This is a genomic window from Brevibacillus fortis, assembly GCF_003013395.1.
GTDB classification, from domain to species: Bacteria; Bacillota; Bacilli; order Brevibacillales; family Brevibacillaceae; genus Brevibacillus; species Brevibacillus fortis.
Genome location: NZ_PXZM01000022.1, coordinates 1 through 21018, shown reverse-complemented (window position 1 = coordinate 21018; position 21018 = coordinate 1). Strand labels below are relative to the sequence as shown.

Sequence of the window (21018 nt, the reverse complement as noted above, 5' to 3'; positions counted from 1 at the left end):
GTGCAAGTTCAAAAAGTCCACTTTTTGAAAAACATCGAAAAAGACGGAGACTGGAAAGGTTGATCGTATGCCTTTGGCACCTGTTGATCTCTCGCTGATTGGGCAAGTATTAGCGGCTGATTTGTACACCGAACAAGGAATTTTGCTGCTGGGACAAAACACGACGATCACGGCTGCCCATGTGATCTTATTGCAAAAGCAACGAGTGCGTGAGGTTGACATTATACAGAGCCTTACGGAGGGAACCGGTAAGGAAGTTTCTTCTCAACTATTCCAACTAGAGGCAGATTCTGAGACCGTTGCTGCTTATGTACAAGCTCTCGACAAAACGAGACTCCTCTTCGATGAACTGACAGTTAGCGGGGCACCGAGTCTTGACCATTTTTCCAGCATCTTTTTTGATGTAGCAGAAAAATCGACGAAGCATTTGGGTTTGTTCCGGAACTTGTACGTACTCGAAGGGGCAGACAGCTATACATATCGACATTCATTAAATGTAGGCATTCTTTGTTCGCTCATTGCTCGCTTGATGAAATGGGATGAAGAGCGAGTAGCATTCATGGGGACAGCCGGATTTTTGCATGACATTGGAAAGATGAGGGTACCTAAGGAAATATTGCTTAAGCCGGGAAAGCTAAGTGCAGAAGAATTTGCGATCATGAAGAAGCATACCGTCTACGGCTATGAAATAATCCGTGAGATGAAGGGTGGGTCTGAGCTGTTGGCATTGTGTGCCTTGCTGCATCACGAGCGACTCGACGGGTCTGGCTATCCGGAGCAAAGAAAAGTCGATAGCATTCCGATCGAATGTCAGGTGCTCGCCGTTGCCGACATGTTTGATGCGATCTGTTCTGATCGGGTGTACAAAGGGAGGACGTCCCCATTCGAGGCGGCACAGCTCTTGTGGAAGGAAGCTTGTAACGGCACGTTGAACGTTGAGATTGTAGCGCATTTTGTCCGCTATATTGCCTTGCTGTACGTAGGCGCGAAGGCGAGGTTGAGTAGTGGGGAAGAAGTCGAAGTGATTCTCATCCATCAAGATGAACCGATGCGTCCGTTGGTAAGAAGAATGGGAGAATTCCTCGATTTGCGGCATGATCGCAAGCTGACGATTGAAAAAATGATTGGATAGGGAAGACGATGAGAAAAAGGTGAAACCGCTCCTGAAAAATGAGAGCGGTTTCATTGTTGCTGATCTGTGAACGATCGTCGGGAAAGCTCGATCAGCTTGGCAGATTGTGACACAATGAAAGAGTGCATGATATACAAAGAATCTAAAGAGTCGTGTCGTGCGAATGCTCGAAACGCAAGGAGGAAACACATGATACGCAAAGCGGAACCCACAGATGCAGCTTTTGCTGCGCCATTAATTTATGATGCCATTGGAGATATCGCGCATACGTTGACAGGTGCAACGGAGGCAGAGGCTGCGATTCGCATGATGGAGGAGTTTTTTGCGAAGGAAAATAACCGACTCAGCTACGAAAACGCGGTGATTGCCATGGATGGAGATGTACCGGTAGGACTGGCGCTCTTTTATCATGGAAGCCAAACAGAGGTGCTTGATCGTCCCTTTGTTGAGCATGTCCAACGTTTGACTGGCGAGACGATTACGCTAGTAAAAGAAGCAAAGGACGACGAATTTTATTTGGATTCTGTCGCGGTTGATTCCTCATGCAGAGGGAAGGGGATCGGATCACTTCTGCTCGATGCCTTTGAAAAAGAAGCGATTCAGCGCGGGCATGACCGGATCGCTTTGCTCGTTGACGAGGAAAAACCACGTGCGCGCAAGCTGTATGAATCGCTCGGCTACCGTGAGGACGGGACAGTGATCGTAAGCGGGCATAAATTGAGCCATATGGTGAAGGACATACCTGTTAAGGTGTAAGAAGAACTTGATCGAGGTTGATACAAGAATAAAAAACGTTTCCCTTTGGACATAGCACGAAATGTCCGGGGAAACGTTTTTTCGTAAGCTTAGCTGCTAAAAGAAGGCGTGCTTGCTACTTGGGGTGAGGGCATGTAAGATGTTAGATCAAACTTCCAGTCAAATTCACGGATCGGACTGTACTTACCCGTCAGGAGCTTCAAAATATGAACTTCGGTTGCTTTACTCGTATTTTTGGCCCCGCCTGCCTCGTCGTAAAGATTGCCACATGCATACGCAAATAAATACTCTTCCCAGCTCGAATAAGCGAGTTGAATTCGCTTGGCTACTTTCAGCATGCTTTCTACGGCATCTGCCTTGGGAAGATAGGACTGCTGGGCGCCTGCTTTGCAAATAATGAGAAACCAGGCGTAATCAAAAGCGGCAATGCCATCATGTGGGAGTCTGTTCATATACGAGTACACGATCAACTGCCGGGCTGACTCCATGTCGCCTTTTTTAAAGGATGCGATGTAGTTGGAACGCTTGGCAGCACTGAGTGCAGATAATACGTAGCGATGCTGATCAAATTCGGCTCTTCGACCATGCTCCAGAAACCAGGTCAACCGCTCTTTTGTTTTGGCAGTATCACCCGTGTCCCATCTGTTATCAATCCGAAGCCGCAGAAACGTATCGCGCAGGCGGTGGTAGTCGTGGATGGCCAAATAATACGAGAGCTGCTTCTGGGGTAAACAAACTGAGGAGAGAGCATGCAAGTAGCGGCTTACCTTTGGGTCGATTTCTTTTTCGTCTTCTGCTTCTTTTGTCATGGAATTCCTCTCTGCCTCCTTTAGTGGAATGTCAATGCTTTGCGAGTTTTGGGAATCTCACGAAGGATACGGATGTAATACAACATGGAAATCATCGCGAGAATGCCCAGAAGCCATGACCCCGGCCAACCCTTTTCTTCTAAGTCAGGCTTGGCATTGATATACGTATCGGTCACGAGAATCGACTGGTGGGGATGCTTGCGTTTTTCCAAAGCATTCGCAATGACAGGCAACATCTCACCATCCGGTATGGCCTTGAGCGTTCCTTGAATCGTAATGGATTGTTTGTCATGTATTTCTTTGGCATGGTCGTAGTCCGTGATGACAATAATCGCTTGTTGATCCAGGTAACCCACACTTACATAGCCGGTGTCAGAGTTTAACAGATCCCGTTCTTTGGCTTTGGGAGCAGGAATGAACTCGGCTTTTGGCTCGGGATGCTTTTCTTTGTCATAGACGCGGAGCATATTGATATAAGAAGCTTTGGTCAATGTAAATTCCACCTGGTAGCCAAGCGGTGTTTGTTTCAACTCGTCCATCGTCTTAATTTGGACAGGATTGAACTTATTGACCAAGGAGGCAAACATCTGCTCCGAGGTCATATCCAGCTTCATAGATATAACAGCAAACATGGCGTAATGCAGGAGAAGGAGAAAAATCATCGTCCAAATGTTACGTCTCGTGTAAATGGCAAAAAATTGCTTGAACCTTGCTAGCTTGCTAGGAAGCCCGAGTGCGTACAAGGTTTTTCTCCTAGCTGCTTTGGCTTGTTTGTTAGCAGTTGGATCAGTCATTCTGTTAAACGGTGATTGTATTTGGGTCAGGCATATTTTCGCGTCGATATCAGAGGGATTATGCAGAAGGATCTCCTGAAAAACCTCTTGAGCCTTCTCCCATTCGCCGAGTTGAAGATAGGCTTTCCCCAGCAAGCTGCGAGCGTCCCACAGTTCTGGCATGCGAGAGAGGATCTCCTCACAATCTCTGATCGCATCGTGGACATCCCCTTTTTCAAGGTAGAACCGGGCACGATACAGATAAGCATCGATGTTATCTGGATCAAGACGTATCAATTGATCGAAGGTGTAAAAAGCACGATTCTTATTTCCGGTTCGTAAAAAATATTCGCCCTCCAAACGGATCAAATCGGGGTCAAGAGCGTACAGGGCATGGGCTTTCGCCAAATAGCTCTGTGCTGTTTCCCAATCATTTTCCATGAGGGCAAATAACGCATCGCTGCGCCATTCTAGAAACGCTTCAATATCCAAGTCCTCGCGATTCTCAAAAGAGTGGTAGCGCAGCGTGAAGGTCTGATTGAGCTGGCCATTCAGGTAAGCGACAAAGCGTCCTGATAGCTGGCTTGCGAGCGTCTCCGATTTCTCCTGCCATTGAAAATGGGAATCGAGTAGCTTCCACACCTCATGAGGCAAATGATAGTGTTCTTCTAAAAAGTGGAGAAATCGCGTATCGATGAGTTGATGGCAGCCGACATTCCACATGGCCTCGTCATTCAGTAACTCACGCCAGTTTTCAAGCTGGATACGTTCATGATAGTTATCGTACAGCTCCTGTGTACGGCGGAAAAAACGCTCCACCATGTCATCGGGATTCATGGAACGTTCGGAATGATCGTAGCTCTCCGTGAAATCGTAACGCTGGGGGATAGGAATTTCTTCTGGAGAGTCTACTTCTCGCGTTGTTTCCTCTAAAAACCTGTCAAACAGGGTAAGCCGTTGTGGTGGATCGTAGTTAGGCTGCTCTTCTTCTACTGGTTCTGAATGCCACAGCTCATAAATACGTCTCGGCGGCTGGAGGTGAACTGATTCTTCTTCCGATTCATGGTCCTGCCACTCATCCGGCTGTCTGCTTTCCGGTAGGGACGTTTCTTCGCTCATACGATTCCGCTTGGTATTGCGCGTGTACTTCAGGGCGAGGTCATACGCCTCTCGCAATCGCTGAAAGCCTTCAGGATCAACTTCAGGATTGTGTACTTTCAACTTTTTGGCATAAGCCTTTCTTATCTGGGCAGGATTGTCCGTCGGTTCAATCCCGAGAGTCTCCCAAATCCCCATTAATACTCATTCCACCCTTCAAACATATCCAGTTGCTGTTTCAATTCTTCTGCTGCTTTGGCGATGTCTCTTTCATTTTGGGTGGAGAGGACACTTTCGAAACGGCGCAAGTAGTTCGCAATGATCATACGGTCTTCGCCCAATGCTTCCTCATACATACGCTCGCCTTTTGCGAGAAGCAATCGATTTTCGGTTCGTTCTCTGGGGTGGATCTTAATGTTTTGAAGAGCTTGAAAACGTTCCTCAATTTCTTTTGTAGATAGGCTCCCCGGATTTTTTTCGATGACAGCTTTGGTTTTGACGTTTGTAGATACGACAGTTACTTCGACCTCGAGAATCCCGTTGATGTCATATGTATAACGAACATCGATAGACTCTTCCCCCTTTTTGGCAGGAGGGACTTTTACATTCAATTCGCCAAGCTTGAGGTTATTTTCGACACGTCGGCTTTCCCCTTGATACACGTCAACGAGAATGGAGCGTTGATAATCAACTACGGTGTATAGCCGTTCTACTCGGCTGACCGGGATTGGCGTATTACGCTCGATGATCGGAAAGAAGTAGCCATCCTCGTGTTTGCCGTTTGCCATGGTTTGTACAATACCTGTACCGAGTGTGTATGGGCAAACATCTGTCAAAACAAGCTCGTTTAACGCTTCGTTGCGTTCCTTGAGTGCTGCTTGAATCGCTGTTCCCAATGCGACAGCCTCATCGGGATTCATATGAGAATAGGGCAGTCGCCCAAATATTTTACTTACGATGGATTTGATAAGCGGCATCCGTGTTGCACCGCCAATAAGCACGATCGCGTCCAGTTCCCGAGGTGAGATGGATGCATCTCGCAAAGCACGCTCGATTGGCTGACGCAGTCGTTGCAACAGAGGAAACGCGAGATCTTCCAACTGATTCCGGCTGAGAGTCGTTTCGACCGGCTCTCCCTGAATATTGACACTCATTTTTCCTTCTTGGTCCGAAAACAAGGCGCGCTTGCACAACTCTGCTTGTTTGTGGATGGACGAACGAGTCTTGCTGTCTAGCGAGTTGATATCGAGTCTATGGGCTTCTATGAAATAAGAGGCGATCAGATCGGTAAAGTCTTCGCCGCCCAAAAAGTTGTCACCAGCGATTGATTTTACTTCCATCACACCTTCGAACATTTCTAATATAGAAACGTCAAACGTTCCGCCACCTAAGTCGAATACGAGGAATTGCGTCTCGGATTCCTCCTGATGGAGCCCGTATGAGATCGCGGCGGCAGTCGGTTCGCTGATCAAACGCTCTACCTTCAGGCCAGCAAGCTCCGCTGCTCGTTTGGTTGCTTTGCGTTGGGTGTCGTTGAAATAGGCAGGCACACTGATAACCGCTTCGTGAACGGGGTGCCCTAAATGAGCCTCTGCGTCCGCCTTCAAAGATTTAATCACAAAGGAGGAAAGGTCTTCTGCCGAAAGTGAATATCTTCCCAGTTGGTACCTTTTTTCTGTCCCCATAAACCGTTTGAAGGTAGTAGCAGTACGATCAGGGTGAGTCAAGAGGCGCTCTCTGGCGATTTTTCCAATCAAGATCTCTCCGTTCTCATCGACGCTGACCACAGAAGGAGTCAGTGTTTCTCCGAGAGCGTTTGGAATGAGCACGGGTCCATTCTCAGTCCAGTAGGCCACCAGACTATTTGTCGTGCCTAAATCAATTCCAATGGTGGTCATCAGCTAGGTCCTCATTTCCGTGTTTTTTCTACTAATATCGGTAAAATTAGAGACTTTGTAGATAATTTTACCATGAAAAAAATGGATATAATTGGTGCTTTAGTAGGATATGAAATCGATTTTTAGATAAAGAAAATAGAAATAGAATTCGTAAGATAGAAAACGACAAACGAGAGAGGTCGTTATGCCAATGCAGCAGAGAATGGAAAAGTGGTTTCAAGCGTGGAAGTTACTTATGCATGATATGGAGCGACAAGGGGCCCGGGTTTGGCCGCTCACCATAGAACCACCGGTGGGGCTGGAAGAAATCGAAAGAAGAGAGGAAAGTCTAGGGATCAGCTTTCCTGCGACGATCCGTACTATTTTGCTTGAGGGCAGCAGTCAAGTTCAAATAAATTGGTCGTTGCCATCACGGGCGTTAGATCCGTTTTCGCTCAGTGGAGATTTGGGATGGTCATTGGATGCGTTTGAGTGGCCGTACTTTGGCGGGGATGAAGAGAGTGAGGACGAGAAAAGGTATCTCTGTTTTCACGTCGGCGGTAATGGCGACATGTTGCTGATCGATTTATCGACAGACGTGGATGACCCGCCCGTCTATTCCTGGGGGCATGAGACAGATGAGTTTCTATTGCTCGGTAAAAGCTTCACTGAGTTCATTGAGCGAGTCACGGAGTTGGGCTGTATTGGGGCGGAGTGCTGGAATTATGAAGCGCTTGCCGGTGCAGAGGGACTCGATGTCGAAGGACAAGTCGCACAAGAATGGAAAGAATGGCTGCAAACCTATCGGACGCTCACCTTTGAAGAGGCGGCACAAGATTTCGAGAAGCTGGTCTTGTTTGCAAAAATGCATGGTGCAGGAGATACACGCATCCAAGAGGCATTTACTCAATACGATTGGGAGCCGATTTTGCAAAAATGGGTAACACAAATCGAGCAGGAAACCTCATCAAGCAATCTGCTGCTCTGGTGCCAGCTCATTGTCGAGACAGTTAGCAAAAAGGCAGAGAGCTGGGTACGCTCGCTATGGGAGTCCGGGCCACATTATGAACGGATAGGCTCCAGCCTACGTGCTTATGTAACAGCAGCTTGTTTGCCGGAAGAGGAAGGCTTGCAGCGAGTTTTGGCTGAAATGGATGAAGTCGTTGCCAGAAAAGAATGTCTGGTAGGATATGCTGCCAACAGTCATTTGCATCACTTTCGCTCACAAGAAGTCATTTTGTGGATGGAACCGCATGTGGCGTACCCGATTGAAGGCTGGGATGAGCTATTTGCGATGTCATGTCCGCAATGGAACGATCTTATTCGCTGGCTGGACGGAAATGAAGCACAAAGGCAGATTGCGTTAAGTGCATGGGGGAAAATGCTGACAAATGGTGAGTCGCCTTCTGGAGAAGCGAATTGGCAAGAAATCAATCGGTTGTTGGATGTAGCGTACGAGAAAGCCATTCTGCGAAAGGAAAAGGAGCGTGTAGATCGCATTCGCTCTTCCTTGGAAACAGCAAAGCATTAGACGAGGGGGGAAAGACAATGAGAAATGTGGTAACGGTATGGGGAACGACCTTGCAGTCTTCTGATGAGCTAGCGGATTTTCTGACACCGGTTTACGATGAGGACGGGGAAGTGAGACCGTCTGGCTTTTTAACAGCGTCGGGCCTTGAATGGGTGGACGAGGATTTTTTTGAAGTGCATGAGGTACAGGATGCAGAGGCCAGAGCGGACTTCTTCACATATTTGGAAAACGAATATGCGATGAATGCGGCACTAGAGAGAAAAGAATGGCCCAAACAGCTAACAGAGGAGATTGGCAAGTACCCACATGTGATTTTGCTGTACGGCAATGAATCGCGGTACGGTCCGATTAACGAAAAATTGTTCGATCTCACAGAGGACGGACAAGAAAAAGATTCACCAGTGGTCCTGCTTGCCAAACTTGTATTTGAGACAGAAGAGCGGTAAGAAGCAGGGGCGAATCCTAACAACAAGGACCATGAGGGGCAAACACCATACGATATTGCGCGAGAGAGAAGACGAAGAGATGATGGCTTTGTTTGAATAGGGGAAAAGGGAAGCGTCCGTTATAATTTCGGACGCTTTATTTCTTGCTCGAGTGCTGCAACACGCTTTTCCAGCTCATCAATGGTTTTTTGCTTGGTTGTCGTGCGTTTTACGATGAACAAGCAGCAAGCAACGACGAGTACCAAAGGCATTAAAAAGATAAAGAGCTGAATGAGTACAGTCCCCCATTCGAGCGACACGGATCCAAATTCTACCATGGGTGATCACTCCAATCATATGTTTTGTTTATTTTACCAAACTATCTCATTTTTTCTAAGCTCCAACCCATATGTTCAAATGTGAATCCTTTCCCATACAAGCAACGCTGAATTAATCGACAACAACTCCATGCGTACAGGCACGCATAGGCAACCGCCCACATAAGGATAGAAGTAAGCTATTCCAGACGTGGAGGTGGCAGCCATGTCCAGCATTATTGCGGCGCTTTCCCTTGTTTTTAAAGAACTTCTTGTGTTTGTGGCTTATGTCAAGAACAATGCCTTCCCCCAACCGCTCCAGGACACCGAAGAAGAAAAGTTCCTCCGACTCATGGCCAAAGGCGACCCTTACGCCCGCAACAAGCTGATTGAGCACAATTTGCGTTTGGTGGCGCATATTGTGAAGAAATTCGAGAACACCGGTGAGGACAGTGAAGATCTGATTTCCATCGGTACCATTGGATTGATCAAAGCAATCGAGAGTTATCAGGTGGATAAGGGCACCAAGTTGGCTACGTATGCTGCGCGTTGTATTGAGAATGAAATCCTCATGCATCTGAGAAGTCTGAAAAAAACCAAAAAAGACGTATCTTTGCACGACCCGATCGGGACGGATAAAGAGGGCAATGAGATCACCTTGATCGACGTTCTTGGAACAGAAACAGACGAAGTGGTCGATGCTGTGCAGCTCAAGCTGGAGTCCAATAAAATTTACCAGCACATTCACATCCTCGATGAGCGGGAAAAAGAGGTCATCATCGGCAGGTTTGGTCTGGATCAGGACAAAGAAAAGACACAGCGGGAAATTGCACGTGAGCTGGGCATTTCTCGTTCGTATGTATCCCGTATCGAAAAGCGAGCGCTAATGAAGTTGTTTAATGAGTTTTATCGGACGAAGCAGCCGCAGAATCGTTAGTTTTCCGAAGCGGAGGCAGTATTTTGAGGGGAACAAAGAGATGTTTATTCGCGGCTAGATTTTACATTCTTATAAAATACAGACAAGTAAATAGGATGAAGCCACTCGGATGACGGGTGGCTTTTCTATTTGCATGCTGGACAAGAGGCTCTTATTGGGGCAAGACATAGATGGAGGGGTGATTGTACGACTCAATAGAACGGAGGACCAGAATCTATACTTAATTCAAAATCGCTCGAGCTGCTAAAGAAGTCAGACGATCCAGAAGAGAAGGATTTGGTCAGATTCATCGAAGCAAGGTGAAGGGGATGCAAGCAGGACGTGAGTTGGATGCGAAAGTGGCGAAGGCATTGGGGTGGAAGAAAGATGGTGAATGGTGGTACGACCGTGATGGGAAGCATCGATGGAATGAAGAAACGAATTTTTCAACTACATGGTACTGCATGGGATTTCTAAAGGCAAAGGGTATCGCTATTTAACAAAAGAGAAAGTAGTCTAATTAGATTATAAAATTTATGATGCCAACAATAATAAGAAAGCCTATAAAAAATACGATTCCATAACAGATTAATAACAGTAATTTGTTAGGTTCATTGTTCATCACATGTTCTCCTTGGTGGTAACTTGAAGTATTTAGTAATAGTTTAATCATATTCGTCAAAAGATTAACATCCTAATTTAACAAAATATTTCAGCAGTTAATCGGACAATGTGAGTAATACAAGAAAAATAGTAAGACCACAAAAAAAAGATGTAATAAGTACATCAGGGAAGTACTTCCGTTCTTTGTTAATTATATGGTTAAGGGTTCAAAGACTCCGAATATGAAAATGGCACCAGATAATGCTGCAAAGAAGATCATAGGTAACTCCTCCTAAAATAAAAAATAGCCCCCAATGATGGGAGCTCATGGTGGTTTCGTCAAACCATGGTATATCACGGGCTTGCCGCGAGGGGGAGTTGGAAAGATGAGCGCTGGATCATCGAAGAGAAGTATTTGAGCACATCTAGGGTGAAGGACATCAATGTTATCTCGATTTAGGACTGACGAAAGACCAATTCTACACGAAAAACACTCGGAATGATCTGAGTGCCTTTTTATTTTTCATGACACAACAACTTTGCTACGAACATGTGCTTCCCGGATCGCGACTCGGGCATATACCGACGAGTAATTGTTCTGTATCTGATTCTGCCAACCTGTTGTAGAAGACAGGGGAGTTGGTCAAGAGAGCATTGACTGTTCGCAGGCCGTCTCAGTTTCCACGCGGGAAAATATTCGGGCACTGTGGCGGGAACAAGATCGGCGGGCAACGGAAAGATGGTGTTGGCGATGGGATCGGAATGTTGTTTGGACGCGGTGCGCAGAATTTTGCCAATACTTCCAGCTTCACTTCTGCTTCTACCTGGATTTCTACGCACACAATGATGTCGAGTTGAACCATGCCGCCGAGGAGAACGGTACCGGTTGGTAAGCACTCAAAAGCGCTGATATGGCACAGGATATTGTCCTCATCGAGCGGTTCAGGCAGGCAGAGAACGACTTCCTGATCGAATTGCACTGTGGCCGTGAAATCGCAGAGAAATGCTCCATCTGCGAAGATGCGAACCAGCACAGTGGCTCCGAACACGAAGCGAACGACCCCGACCCGAACAGTCGTCCCACCGACTGTAATGTTCTCGCGGCGAATACTGACGATATTGCATGAAGGATCAGGAGAAAGAAACTCAATGCAGGAGAACGTAATATCTTGCCCAGCCAGTATAGCTGCGTCTACCAAAGCTTTACAATCGTCGGCGACGGCAATCTTGTTTCGGTAACTGTTCGCTAATACTACCCAGTCATATACCTTTTGAACGCGGATGCACTCCGTTGGTATTAGAGGGAGGGGAGGCGCTGGGAAAAGAATGATCACGACTCCGGCGAGAAAGGTTCCAGATACTTCAATCAGATCGATCTCGGTATTGTAGGTGGGACTCGCGGGATTCGTGTCGATCACCGAAACATTGTCAGAAAATGCATTCGTGACGTAAGCGCGAGTGCGATCCTGAGTTATCGCAATACCGGCGTGGCCAGACCCAGAGAGCGGAATTAGCAAGATCTCCGTGTTGAAAGTGGGACTGGCTGGGTTCGTGTCGATTACGGATACATTAGGGGAAAACAAATTGGTAACATAACCACGTGTGCCATCCGAGGTGATCAGAATGGCTATAGGAGTGTTTCCAGTTAAGATGATACTCATGATCTCGGTGTTATAGGTGGGGCTGGCTGGGTTCGTATCAATAACGGAGACCCTGTTGGAGTTTAGCATGGTGACATAGGCGCGATTGCCGTCTGGAGTGAAAGCTACGTCAAGCGGACCTGATCCTGTTAGATTTATCAGGTCAATTTGGGTATTGAAGGTGGGGTTGGCGGGATTGATATCGATTACAGAGACATTGGCCGAATTGATATTCGGTACATAAATGCGTGTGCCGTCCGGGGTGATCTTTAGAACGCTTGGCCCCATTCCTGTCAATCCGATTGTTCCCGTCATGGTATTGAATGTTGGACTGGCAGGATTTATGTCAATTATGGAGAGATTGTCGGACATTTGATTCGCAACGTATGCGCGAGTACCGTCAAGATTGATCACTATACCCGTGGGGGCGGATCCGATTCCCAACAGCGGTATCAGTTTAATTTGGGTGTTGAAGGTAGGACTGGCGGGATTCGTATCGATCACGGAGACATCACCGGAGGTATTGTTCGTGACATATGCACGTGTTGTATCCGGTGTGACTGCAATTACGAGTGGAGTCATCCCGGAGACTGAAATCAGATTAATCTCGGTATTGAAGGTGGGACTTGCTGGATCTACATCAATTACAGAGATATTGTGTGAGCCTCTATTGGCCACATAAGCAAGTTGAGTCATTCTTACACTCCTTTCTCTTGAGATTTTCCATATAAGATCGTTATATTTTATGGGGCTATTGTCATTTAGGTATAGGCTAATGATGCGCTAAACAACAAAATAATAGGCAAATTCAAAAATGTTGAGTTTGAAGATCCAACCACAATATCCGGATTATTTCGTGGGATCAAATATTGAATAAAGGTAAACCAAACAGCTGTCTGTGCTGAAAAGCTGTTTTTTGAACGAATCGTTCTGGCTGCGGATTGTCTTTGCTCGTCCAGTAAAAATTGCACCATTCAGGGTCATTACGATATTCGTCCAGTTGACCGCCTGCCTGCGTGTGCTGCCCGTTCAATACGATGTCATGATATCGAGGGCGACATAGGGTGTGCATATTTATCAAAACTTTACCAGTACTTTTTAAATTATTTTTTTCTTTTCAGGGAAGTGATGAAAAAGATGAAGAAACTTATTCCTGTTAGTAACTGAATTGCGAAATTAAGGTATGTTTGGGAGCTTAAATTTCCGGAAGGCACAACTCCAACAGTATTGGGTGGGTTCATTCTAAAGAATAAACTTACTACCGAAAAGATTATTATTAATATGGAGAATATTAAACCTATTAAATATCTATTCATTATCGTCATCTCCTTATTTTTTATTTAAATAATATACCACTATGATATGAAGAATATTGTGGTAATTTTGGGATAGTTTTCATGAATTGCTACAAGTTTCTAGTAAATTGAAGGAAAAGGAAGATAAACTGAATCAACGTTTAAACGAGCTGCTGGATCAAACAAAACAGCAGGTCGATTATGAGTATAGTCGAAACTTGATCTAAGAAGCTGCTGAAATTTATTTATCAAAAGCTCAGGATGAGCTAAACTTTGAGGATAAAAAAGAGCTGATCCGTCACGCAGTTAGGGAAGTTAGAGTTTATGAAGAGAGCGTGGAGATATACACGTTCTAAATTCGTTCCTGCTCCCCTTTTGACAATTAGATTGAAATCCTCATGCATCTGAGAAGTCTGAAAAAAACCAAAAAAGACGTATCTTTGCACGACCCAATCGGGACGGATAAAGAAGGCAATGAATTAACCCTCACAGGTTATCTGTGAGGGTGTTTTCTTGTGGAATCAATGGATATAACGTGAGCTCAAAGTTAATTTCACGTTGCCATTTTTCCTTACGGTACACTGGTTTTCGAATTACGGATTTCAAAAGAGAATTTTTCTTTGCTGGGTCTTCCGTTTGTTCGTATAGTTCCAGTACATTCTCTACCTTTGGGATAATTTCAACGTGGGGGAGCGGGACAAAAAAAGTGGTTACACAATCTCAAATATGTTAAATAGCCATCAATCGTTTCTTACAGTGAACATAACCCAATCTACCCCAATAAAAGTTGGTTTTATGCAGATTCCGTCAAAATGCCAATTATCCTGTGCTCCGAGCCGTGGACCAGTTACGGACCAATTTCGACCAAGCTTACGTGATGTAAGCAATGCTTCTAAGACCGCGTGAGCAAGGTCTGTCTGATTTAAGGGCGAAGTAAAAATGAGTGAATACTTGTACTCCCCTTCCGTATATGGTTCACAAGCCAAGAGAGTAAGTTTGGTTCCGAGAGACATTTCAAGCTCTGAGAAAACCTTCATTGCTTTTTGTTTAGAAGAAGCCTTTGAATAAACACTCCAGTGAATGTTTTCAAACATAAAATCTCAACTCCGAAAGATGGATTTTCACAAATTTTCTCACAATGCTCAGAATGATAAACCGTATATAAAAATTGCCTCTCTAAGAACAGGGTGTCCGAAAATGATGAATAGGAGGAGCAAGATTACTGATAATCCACCAACTAAACTTACAGTAGCAAAACCTTTATGTACTTTTCCGATCAAAGGAAAGATTGCTATCAGTAGTATTCCAAGAGATAAGGCAATAAGTAACAGCATTTTAAAAATCAATGGTTCATACATTGCAAATCCCCCTTAAGATCCAACAAATACCAATTATAGTGGCTCAGGGGGAATTTAGGAAGTAACTTAACAATTTGTGTAGGGAAGAAAGGGGAAGATTCAAATGAAACAAGTAACTATTTCGATAACAGAGCAGCAAGAAAAATTTCTAAAACTGTTTGCAGAAAAGCAAACTCCAGGAGCTCCTGATAACAGATATACCAGTTATCCATTACACATTGTCGAAAATAAACGATACAACTACATTCCATACAGCTATGACATTGCAGAATATTTTGATGAAGACGATTTGGTCTTCACAAACGATGACGATTACGCTGTCTGGTTTACGAATGAAGTTGAGATGGTAAAGGATTGGTATTCAGATCGAGATTGCCCTATTGAAATTAAATCGTTCAAAGAATTGGAATATCAAGATATCACAGGGGTCAACGGGGAAGAGAGCTTCGTCACCGATTATAACGAATATTTTGAGGTTTACGGTGTGAGTGTGCATCAAATTGCATGGCGTAAAGAGTATTACGAGCAAGTAGCAATGTTTTTCATTCTAGAAGAAGCAAAGAGGTACATGCAGTATCAAAAACATAACCTCGAATCACCACGAGTCTACACTTACAGCGCAGGTTATGCCAACGATGGCGAATACACTCATTTTTGGGATCTGCTTATGGTGTTAGGAAAACAATTAAATCAGGTTGAGCATCTCGCTTAACAAAATAGTTACCGTGTATCCAGAGGCGCGGATCGGTCCCACCTGGATACACGCTGCTCAGAGAAGAAAAGAGGTTTGAACGATGTAATGCAGAGTACAAATTCACTCATGAGATAAATGCTTCAAGCTGATTAATTACAATCAATTTTTAAAAGTAGTACGTGGTGAAACCATGATGCTATTGTAGTCATTCCGATTATCTGGGTCAGTATTCGAAAACATTACCATAAAATCCCCAACTTTATACCAAATCTCATATCTATATTTTTGATTCCCGTACGTATTTTCACCGAAAATATTAAAAATCTGTTCTTTTGTTAATGATTCAAATTTTGCTTGTATGACAGTTAGACGTTCCTCTCCTTCGTATTTATTAAGCATATATCTATACCCGTTTCGGTCGAAAAAGCTGGTATGCGACCTAACTGAAACATAGTCTTCGTCTTTTATACCAAATTTTGATTTCAGTTCTTCTTTTGTTAGATGAAAAGTGATATCACCACCTAAATTTCCTTCATGGATATTCTCTAGAATGTGGGTAAGAAACTCTTGAGCGTTTGATTGAGATTCTTGGGGTTTGAATCTTTCATAGGCGGTCATAGATGAAACATCTTTCACATTGGAAAATACCGGGGTAAGAAGATACATTATTAAACCAATTACTAGGGCAATTTGTTGGATCTTATTCATGCAAGGCCTCCAGGATTATTTCACGATTTCGTTCATTAGTAGTACTTTTTCAACAGATTTTGATTCAGCATTAGCGTTTATCTTTTGCATCACATTGTTAATTGCAAGTTACTTCCAAAATTATTATTATATCGGATTTAGTGTTTAACACAACGGTAATTAAGAAAAGTAATTTTTCAAGGTAATCGAGTAGATAAGCACTCCAAAGATCAAGGCAACAATTCCTTGAATTCGGTTCCGATGTTTTAAATGGAAACAACCTATAGCTAAAAATGAGAACAATAGTCCGAGAATTGACCATAAAATTTTGTTTTCATTGCGTAGTTTTGCTTCTCTAAACAACCAGATGCTCATCAAGATACTGATAATCGGTAGAAACATATAGTGTACCCCTTAGATTTCAAAATGTTTTACAAAATTATACAACAAGGGATTATCCAAGGGAATATGAACAATTTATCACAACACACGATGTGATAAATGGGAGGGTGAGAGGATGGCGTGGAACCTGATTAATAAAGGCGACAAAAGGGCGCTGGCTTTAGCGGATCGGCATTACACCCGACAAACACCTGGAAGCAATTAGTTTTGCCGGCCGTGGAAAAATCTGGTTCTGCTCACTGAGGATGAAAAGGCTTTGTGGGTAACATGGCACGGCATCAGGGATGATGGCTGGGACGCATGGGAATGCACGATTTTCCGCAATGAAGGGGATTACCTATCCAGCCACCTGGTTGTAATGGCTCTCGGAATCACGCGTCACCTGTGGGGAGAACCGACAAAGGATGGAATCATCACTTATGTAGGGAAGCATTTGCGCGGTGGTTGCTTCCATGCAGCCGGATTGCATAAGGCAGGATACAGCAAGAATGGCAAACTGCTGTTACAGCTCCACGCCGATCGATTTCCTCCAATGATGCAGCCAGCAGAAAACGGTCTTTTGAGGCACGAGGCCATCGTGATTAACTTAACATTACGGGAATAAAGGAAAACTTAATCTTTCCAGAAAGAAAAGATATCAATCCCATCACACCATTTTTTGTAATCGAAAAGCTCAGGGTTTTGAATGAGTTGAAACGACCGAAAAACCCATTGTTGGATGTAGTAATTTTGATTGGATGATGCTTGCTCAACAAAAAGTCGGACTTCCTCAAGGTGGGTTCTATCTTTTACTATTCCGACTGCATCACCAACTAATAGGTATAGACAAGCTAGAAAGACTTTTCGTTTATCATTTGCTACTTCAGGATTAATTGATAGTGATAATAGTAAAGGAGCGGTACTTATATCAGTAATAAAAAGGTCCCAGTCTTGATGAGGAAACTCTGCATCATTTGAGAAGGCCCAGGCATTGATGTCATAAATCATCGTATCAACCACTTTCTATAAAAAATGCCCTATTGTGGGAGCTCTGGATAATACTTCATCAAGCGAATTATACCAAGGGGGCTTAACGACTGTGGAATTAGGGAGGGGAACGGGATGCAAACAGGATGTGAGTTAGAGAAACACATGCTTTATGGAAGTAATATTGCCTTGTAATTCAAAGCAATTTCAACAATTTCCTGAGCGTTTAATTCTTTATCATTCCAAAAAATTAAGTCATTGACTTCTGGATGAGGAACATTTTTTTCTAAGGTTGACAGCATCATATCGATTTCTTCTTCAGTCCCATCAACCTTAATTATTCTTTCAATCAGAACAATAAGCTCTTCTTTGGATAGTTTACGAGTCATTATTTCACCTCATGTACTGCAAAATTCTACGGCGACCAATGAAGTTATTTTAACACAAGAGAAATAATGTTAATCGGTTACAGAAAGCTCTTCAATGTGTTCTAAATTGACTGCGTCTTTGATGCGGAATTGAGTAAGAATTTCTTTACCGTTTAGTTGATAGATAACTTCATATGTTTTGGATTGTCGACCATCATGAATTATGCTCATGTTAATTACGCTGCCGCCTTTCGATTCAATAGCTTTAGTGATCATATCTGCATTCCTATCAAGGACAGCATGATGTAATCCGAGTCCAAATAAACTACTAACTGCTACTGTCAAAAAAGTTGCAACAAAAAACTTAGGTTTATTATTTTTATGAAATTTAAAAATGAAAATAAAGCCGATAACGAAACTTACTAAAAGGCAACTCGCAAAAAAATAAAGCAAAAGTATTCCCCCATTGAATTACAATCTACTTGATTAATTTACGTTAAAAAAGTAGTTTGGTTTCAATTTTTTGGAATTGAAGGGTTGGAGAGTTTTACAATATTTCGGGAGTAAAACAAACAGACAAAAAAATAGCCCCCAGAAGGGAGCCCGTATATATGTTCGGCAAAAACATTATATCACGGGCTTGCCGCGAGGGGGAATTGGAAAGATGAGCGCTCAATTAGATTTATTCGTTAACGCTAAAGACAGAGAGAAAGCACGTGAGTTATTAAAAGCCTACCCATCGATGAAAGCTGCCGTGGAGATTTACACTGTTGAGAAGTATTTCCCTGAGCAGTACGACTTCACGGAAATAGATATGGCAAACTTCGAGGGCAATGGCACGAGAGGGGATATTGATGGGCGTGGTACTCGACGTGACGTTGTCGCCAACACAATCATTCTCAGGGAAGAACGGCCGTTGATGATCCGCAACTATGAGCAAAAGTGCATGGCAATTGAAAGAGCAGTTGGAGCACTCCAGGTAGAAGGACGGGAGATCATCCAGAAATGCTTCTTCGAACAAAAAAGGGACAAGCATATCTATGAGTTTGAGCTACGCTTGCCAAAGAGCACCTATGACTTTCACAAGAACAGAGCAATAGATAGAGTTACATTCATCCTTAAGGCGGCTGCTGTCATTTGAGCAGCCGTCTTTGTATATTCAACTGTATTAATTAAATTCTTTAGGAATTTAGTTTTGATTTGATATAATGTGAATAAGTAAAAAATTGGGAGGAACGAGTGTGGGAAGCACAGCTCAACTTTTATTCAATCTAATTTTTGGGATAGCAATATTGGGGTTCGCATCAATTAAATTAGGGGCGAAAAAGCATTATGTGCTATTAGCCATCGGAGCAATAGCAACACCAATTGTGTTGAATTATGGATTATTCACATGGAGTGCACCAGGTGTAGTAGGGGATGCTAATTCTTGGTTAGGATTCCTAGCGAATTACTCAGGGGGGATTTTGGGTGGACTTATTGCCTATATTGTTGCAAAAATACAAATTGATGCTCAGAAAACGGCTATTAAAAAGGAAGAGTTTTCTACTCAATTACCTACATTAGTAAAAATAAAGATGGAATTAGAAAAATTTAATCTCGTAATACAAAAGGTTAAGAGTGATGGATTTACAAAAGATAAATTTGAGATATATTCATACTACTTTACCCCGATTGAAAAAATGGATGAAGGAAATTGGAGTTCACTGGATTTATTAGTTAATACAAAGTTGCTTGCCACCGTCCTCATTTTGAAAAATAAATACTCGCTGTTCATAGATGCGTTGTCATATGATTTGAACGTATCATATGTAATTATCGAAGATGCAAAATTAAATAAAGAAAAGCTAGAGCAATTAAAAATTGAAAAAGGAACGCTAAGTAAGGAAGAAGAACTGGAGATAAAAAGGTTTAATGGAATCTTCAATCGATATAGGTGGGAGAATATTCAAATGAAACAATTGAAGGCAGGGTTTTGGGATGAATTGTTTCATGGTGATTTAGAAGAGAAGATTGAGGAGTGTCTAGAGGAAATTAATGAATTAATAAATCAGATTGAGAAAGATGAATAGTATTGTTTGGGCAATATTAGGGCTAAATCTAGTCTTTTTTTAACCCCAATTTAGATGTCGATCCTGTTAAGATAAGAACATGAAAAAATGTGTCGAAGTATATTAGTCTGCTGTATCGTTTTGGGGAGTAAACGGCAGAAGATGTCGCCTGTTTTGTAGAGTTAGGAAAGTTAACACCCGATCAATATGAGGGAATTACTGGTGAAAAATACGAGACATCAGTGGTAGAACAGCAGGAGAAGGTGCAATAAACGCCTTGTAGGTCTTGTAGTGACTTTGGCAGCAGGCGGGATTTAAAAGTACCTTAGACAGCAGATATAGCGTGAGCAAAGGCGGCGGGTATGAAATTTGTTTGCCGCTATCTTGTTCCTGAGCAGTATGAATAGAAACATCTCACACGAGCGGAAGAAGAGGTGATCACGGCGGCTGGGATGCAAGTTGTCTCCGTCTTTCGGCGGGAAACAAGGATGCTGCTGGTGGAACAATCAATGGCAGAAGGGACGGAAAAGCAGCGTGCCAGAAAGCCAAATTGGAAAAATAAGCGGAGTGAAACCGACTAAAAGGAAACTTGTAATGAAAGTGTATAAGACAAACTTTTTGCTCATTTTAGTTATTTTGTTGCGGCGACATAAATCATCTCTACTGACACGTAAACTTGAAAAGCAGCCACACCAAACAGAATAAAGGCCATCTTACGGTTTTTCTTCAGTTCAAATGTTCCTAAAGAAGCCATGACAACGGCAAGGCATAGTATCGTTATTATTTTTAAGAAAGCCACATGGGTAAAAACGTTGACTACTGCAACGGAAAGGGCAGCTACTGAAAAGATATTGAACCAAAGAGGTCTATTTTTCATGAAAGATCACCAACAATTTCCTTTTTGTAACGATTTTAACAGATGGTTTGATTGAGTGCACGTAACACATCGGTAATTATGCTAAATATCTGCATCGTTGTCCTATGCTGTAGACCAAAACAATAGAGTACTCGCAGTATCAGACCCGGTGGAAATTAGAGGGGAAAAAGGTTGGGATACGGTTATTAATTTTTGGCTAAAATAATAGCCAACTAAATGGATAGACAAAAAAGCACTTACACGGTGCTTTTTCTTTTGCAAAATTAACTTATTAGACAACGGTTCCAGTCCTCCCGGTATTACAGCAAATTGTATATTCATTTCTTTATTCTTCGGCAGGATCGACATATTCGAATATGAGAGATATCGGACAAGGGGCTTAATAATTCGTTTAATGGTTATCAACACAGATAGGCACCAACCTGTGGGTCTGTCAAGAATTT

The 21018-nt window shown here is 43.2% G+C and carries 22 protein-coding genes and 2 pseudogenes; 11 read left to right on the top strand and 13 right to left on the bottom strand.

Translation table 11 applies throughout. The annotated features are described in order from the left end of the window. The first annotated feature begins 67 nt into the window (after nt 1-67). The gene (locus C7R93_RS13505) at nt 68-1132 is read left to right on the top strand and encodes an HD-GYP domain-containing protein (protein WP_106839304.1); all 1065 of its coding nucleotides are present in this window, start codon (nt 68-70) and stop codon (nt 1130-1132) included. A 189-nt stretch (nt 1133-1321) separates the two neighbouring features. Then, complete coding sequence (locus C7R93_RS13500; RefSeq protein WP_106839303.1) at nt 1322-1888, top strand: GNAT family N-acetyltransferase; 567 nt, start codon at nt 1322-1324, stop codon at nt 1886-1888. Nucleotides 1889-1977: 89 nt separating this feature from the next. On the opposite strand, the gene C7R93_RS13495 is transcribed toward C7R93_RS13500, so the two are convergent. The 3 genes from C7R93_RS13495 to C7R93_RS13485 are packed head-to-tail and all read right to left on the bottom strand — an operon-like array spanning nt 1978 to nt 6466. Beyond that, nucleotides 1978-2697 (bottom strand): DUF1266 domain-containing protein, encoded by a 720-nt coding sequence (locus C7R93_RS13495; RefSeq protein WP_106839302.1) that lies wholly within the window; start codon nt 2695-2697, stop codon nt 1978-1980. 20 nt (nt 2698-2717) lie between these two features. Continuing rightward, entirely contained in the window at nt 2718-4766 is a 2049-nt protein-coding gene (locus C7R93_RS13490) for a J domain-containing protein (RefSeq protein ID WP_106839301.1), read from the bottom strand. Continuing rightward, nucleotides 4766-6466 (bottom strand): molecular chaperone HscC, encoded by a 1701-nt coding sequence (locus C7R93_RS13485; RefSeq protein WP_106839300.1) that lies wholly within the window; start codon nt 6464-6466, stop codon nt 4766-4768. Before C7R93_RS13485 ends, C7R93_RS13490 begins: the two co-directional genes overlap by 1 nt. Nucleotides 6467-6650: 184 nt before the next feature. On the opposite strand from C7R93_RS13485, the gene C7R93_RS13480 reads away from it, so the two are divergent. After that, the gene (locus C7R93_RS13480) at nt 6651-7976 is read left to right on the top strand and encodes an SMI1/KNR4 family protein (protein ID WP_106839299.1); all 1326 of its coding nucleotides are present in this window, start codon (nt 6651-6653) and stop codon (nt 7974-7976) included. Between the two features lie 17 nt (nt 7977-7993). Continuing rightward, nucleotides 7994-8422: an immunity 22 family protein gene (locus C7R93_RS13475; RefSeq protein ID WP_106839298.1), complete on the top strand. Its 429-nt coding sequence runs from the start codon at nt 7994-7996 to the stop codon at nt 8420-8422. Nucleotides 8423-8541: 119 nt separating this feature from the next. Here C7R93_RS13475 and C7R93_RS13470 read toward each other — a convergent pair whose 3' ends face one another. Beyond that, on the bottom strand, nt 8542-8739 hold the full coding sequence (locus C7R93_RS13470) for a hypothetical protein (protein WP_106839297.1): 198 nt from the start codon (nt 8737-8739) through the stop codon (nt 8542-8544). Between the two features lie 205 nt (nt 8740-8944). Here C7R93_RS13470 and sigK point away from each other — a divergent pair, with 205 nt between their 5' ends. Further along, on the top strand, nt 8945-9655 hold the full coding sequence (gene sigK / locus C7R93_RS13465) for an RNA polymerase sporulation sigma factor SigK (protein WP_106839296.1): 711 nt from the start codon (nt 8945-8947) through the stop codon (nt 9653-9655). Nucleotides 9656-9963: 308 nt separating this feature from the next. After that, nucleotides 9964-10134, top strand: coding sequence for a hypothetical protein (locus C7R93_RS30035; RefSeq protein WP_158264026.1), 171 nt, complete (start codon nt 9964-9966; stop codon nt 10132-10134). Between the two features lie 777 nt (nt 10135-10911). On the opposite strand, the gene C7R93_RS30650 is transcribed toward C7R93_RS30035, so the two are convergent. The 4 genes and pseudogenes from C7R93_RS30650 to C7R93_RS13425 all read right to left on the bottom strand — a co-directional run bounded on the left by C7R93_RS30650 (nt 10912) and on the right by C7R93_RS13425 (nt 14530). Continuing rightward, nucleotides 10912-12573: a BMQ_0737 family morphogenetic spore coat protein gene (locus C7R93_RS30650; protein ID WP_244191539.1), complete on the bottom strand. Its 1662-nt coding sequence runs from the start codon at nt 12571-12573 to the stop codon at nt 10912-10914. Nucleotides 12574-13658: 1085 nt separating this feature from the next. After that, nucleotides 13659-13853: pseudogene (locus C7R93_RS30645) on the bottom strand (recombinase family protein); the annotation flags it as partial. 59 nt (nt 13854-13912) lie between these two features. Continuing rightward, the gene (locus tag C7R93_RS13430; RefSeq protein ID WP_106839293.1) at nt 13913-14266 is read right to left on the bottom strand and encodes a hypothetical protein; all 354 of its coding nucleotides are present in this window, start codon (nt 14264-14266) and stop codon (nt 13913-13915) included. 48 nt (nt 14267-14314) lie between these two features. Then, a complete protein-coding gene (locus tag C7R93_RS13425; protein WP_106839292.1) occupies nt 14315-14530 on the bottom strand; it encodes a hypothetical protein in 216 nt (71 codons plus the stop codon). Between the two features lie 103 nt (nt 14531-14633). On the opposite strand from C7R93_RS13425, the gene C7R93_RS13420 reads away from it, so the two are divergent. Next, nucleotides 14634-15242, top strand: coding sequence for a hypothetical protein (locus tag C7R93_RS13420; RefSeq protein WP_244191538.1), 609 nt, complete (start codon nt 14634-14636; stop codon nt 15240-15242). A 141-nt stretch (nt 15243-15383) separates the two neighbouring features. On the opposite strand, the gene C7R93_RS13415 is transcribed toward C7R93_RS13420, so the two are convergent. Next, nucleotides 15384-15932, bottom strand: a complete 549-nt coding sequence (locus tag C7R93_RS13415) for a hypothetical protein (RefSeq protein ID WP_106839290.1) — start codon at nt 15930-15932, stop codon at nt 15384-15386. Between the two features lie 637 nt (nt 15933-16569). Between C7R93_RS13415 and C7R93_RS13405 the strand changes: the two genes are divergently transcribed. After that, nucleotides 16570-16917 (top strand): hypothetical protein, encoded by a 348-nt coding sequence (locus C7R93_RS13405; RefSeq protein ID WP_244191537.1) that lies wholly within the window; start codon nt 16570-16572, stop codon nt 16915-16917. A gap of 8 nt (nt 16918-16925) precedes the next feature. Here C7R93_RS13405 and C7R93_RS13400 read toward each other — a convergent pair whose 3' ends face one another. The 3 genes from C7R93_RS13400 to C7R93_RS13390 form a co-directional block, all read right to left on the bottom strand. Beyond that, the gene (locus tag C7R93_RS13400) at nt 16926-17300 is read right to left on the bottom strand and encodes a hypothetical protein (RefSeq protein ID WP_106839288.1); all 375 of its coding nucleotides are present in this window, start codon (nt 17298-17300) and stop codon (nt 16926-16928) included. 149 nt (nt 17301-17449) lie between these two features. After that, nucleotides 17450-17668, bottom strand: coding sequence for a bacteriocin immunity protein (locus C7R93_RS13395; RefSeq protein WP_106839287.1), 219 nt, complete (start codon nt 17666-17668; stop codon nt 17450-17452). Nucleotides 17669-17737: 69 nt separating this feature from the next. After that, nucleotides 17738-18100 (bottom strand): hypothetical protein, encoded by a 363-nt coding sequence (locus C7R93_RS13390; protein WP_106839286.1) that lies wholly within the window; start codon nt 18098-18100, stop codon nt 17738-17740. 211 nt (nt 18101-18311) lie between these two features. On the opposite strand from C7R93_RS13390, the gene C7R93_RS13385 reads away from it, so the two are divergent. From C7R93_RS13385 to C7R93_RS31140, 3 genes and pseudogenes are all read left to right on the top strand, one after another. Next, nucleotides 18312-18788 carry an ArpU family phage packaging/lysis transcriptional regulator gene (locus C7R93_RS13385; protein WP_106839285.1) on the top strand — a complete coding sequence of 159 codons (477 nt, stop codon included), beginning with the start codon at nt 18312-18314 and terminating at the stop codon, nt 18786-18788. Nucleotides 18789-18888: 100 nt separating this feature from the next. After that, nucleotides 18889-19719, top strand: a complete 831-nt coding sequence (locus C7R93_RS13380) for a hypothetical protein (RefSeq protein WP_106839284.1) — start codon at nt 18889-18891, stop codon at nt 19717-19719. A gap of 143 nt (nt 19720-19862) precedes the next feature. After that, nucleotides 19863-19970: pseudogene (locus C7R93_RS31140) on the top strand (XkdX family protein); the annotation flags it as partial. A 359-nt stretch (nt 19971-20329) separates the two neighbouring features. Here the strand turns inward: C7R93_RS31140 and C7R93_RS13365 are convergent. Next, nucleotides 20330-20575: a hypothetical protein gene (locus tag C7R93_RS13365; protein WP_106839283.1), complete on the bottom strand. Its 246-nt coding sequence runs from the start codon at nt 20573-20575 to the stop codon at nt 20330-20332. Nucleotides 20576-21018 lie beyond the last annotated feature (443 nt).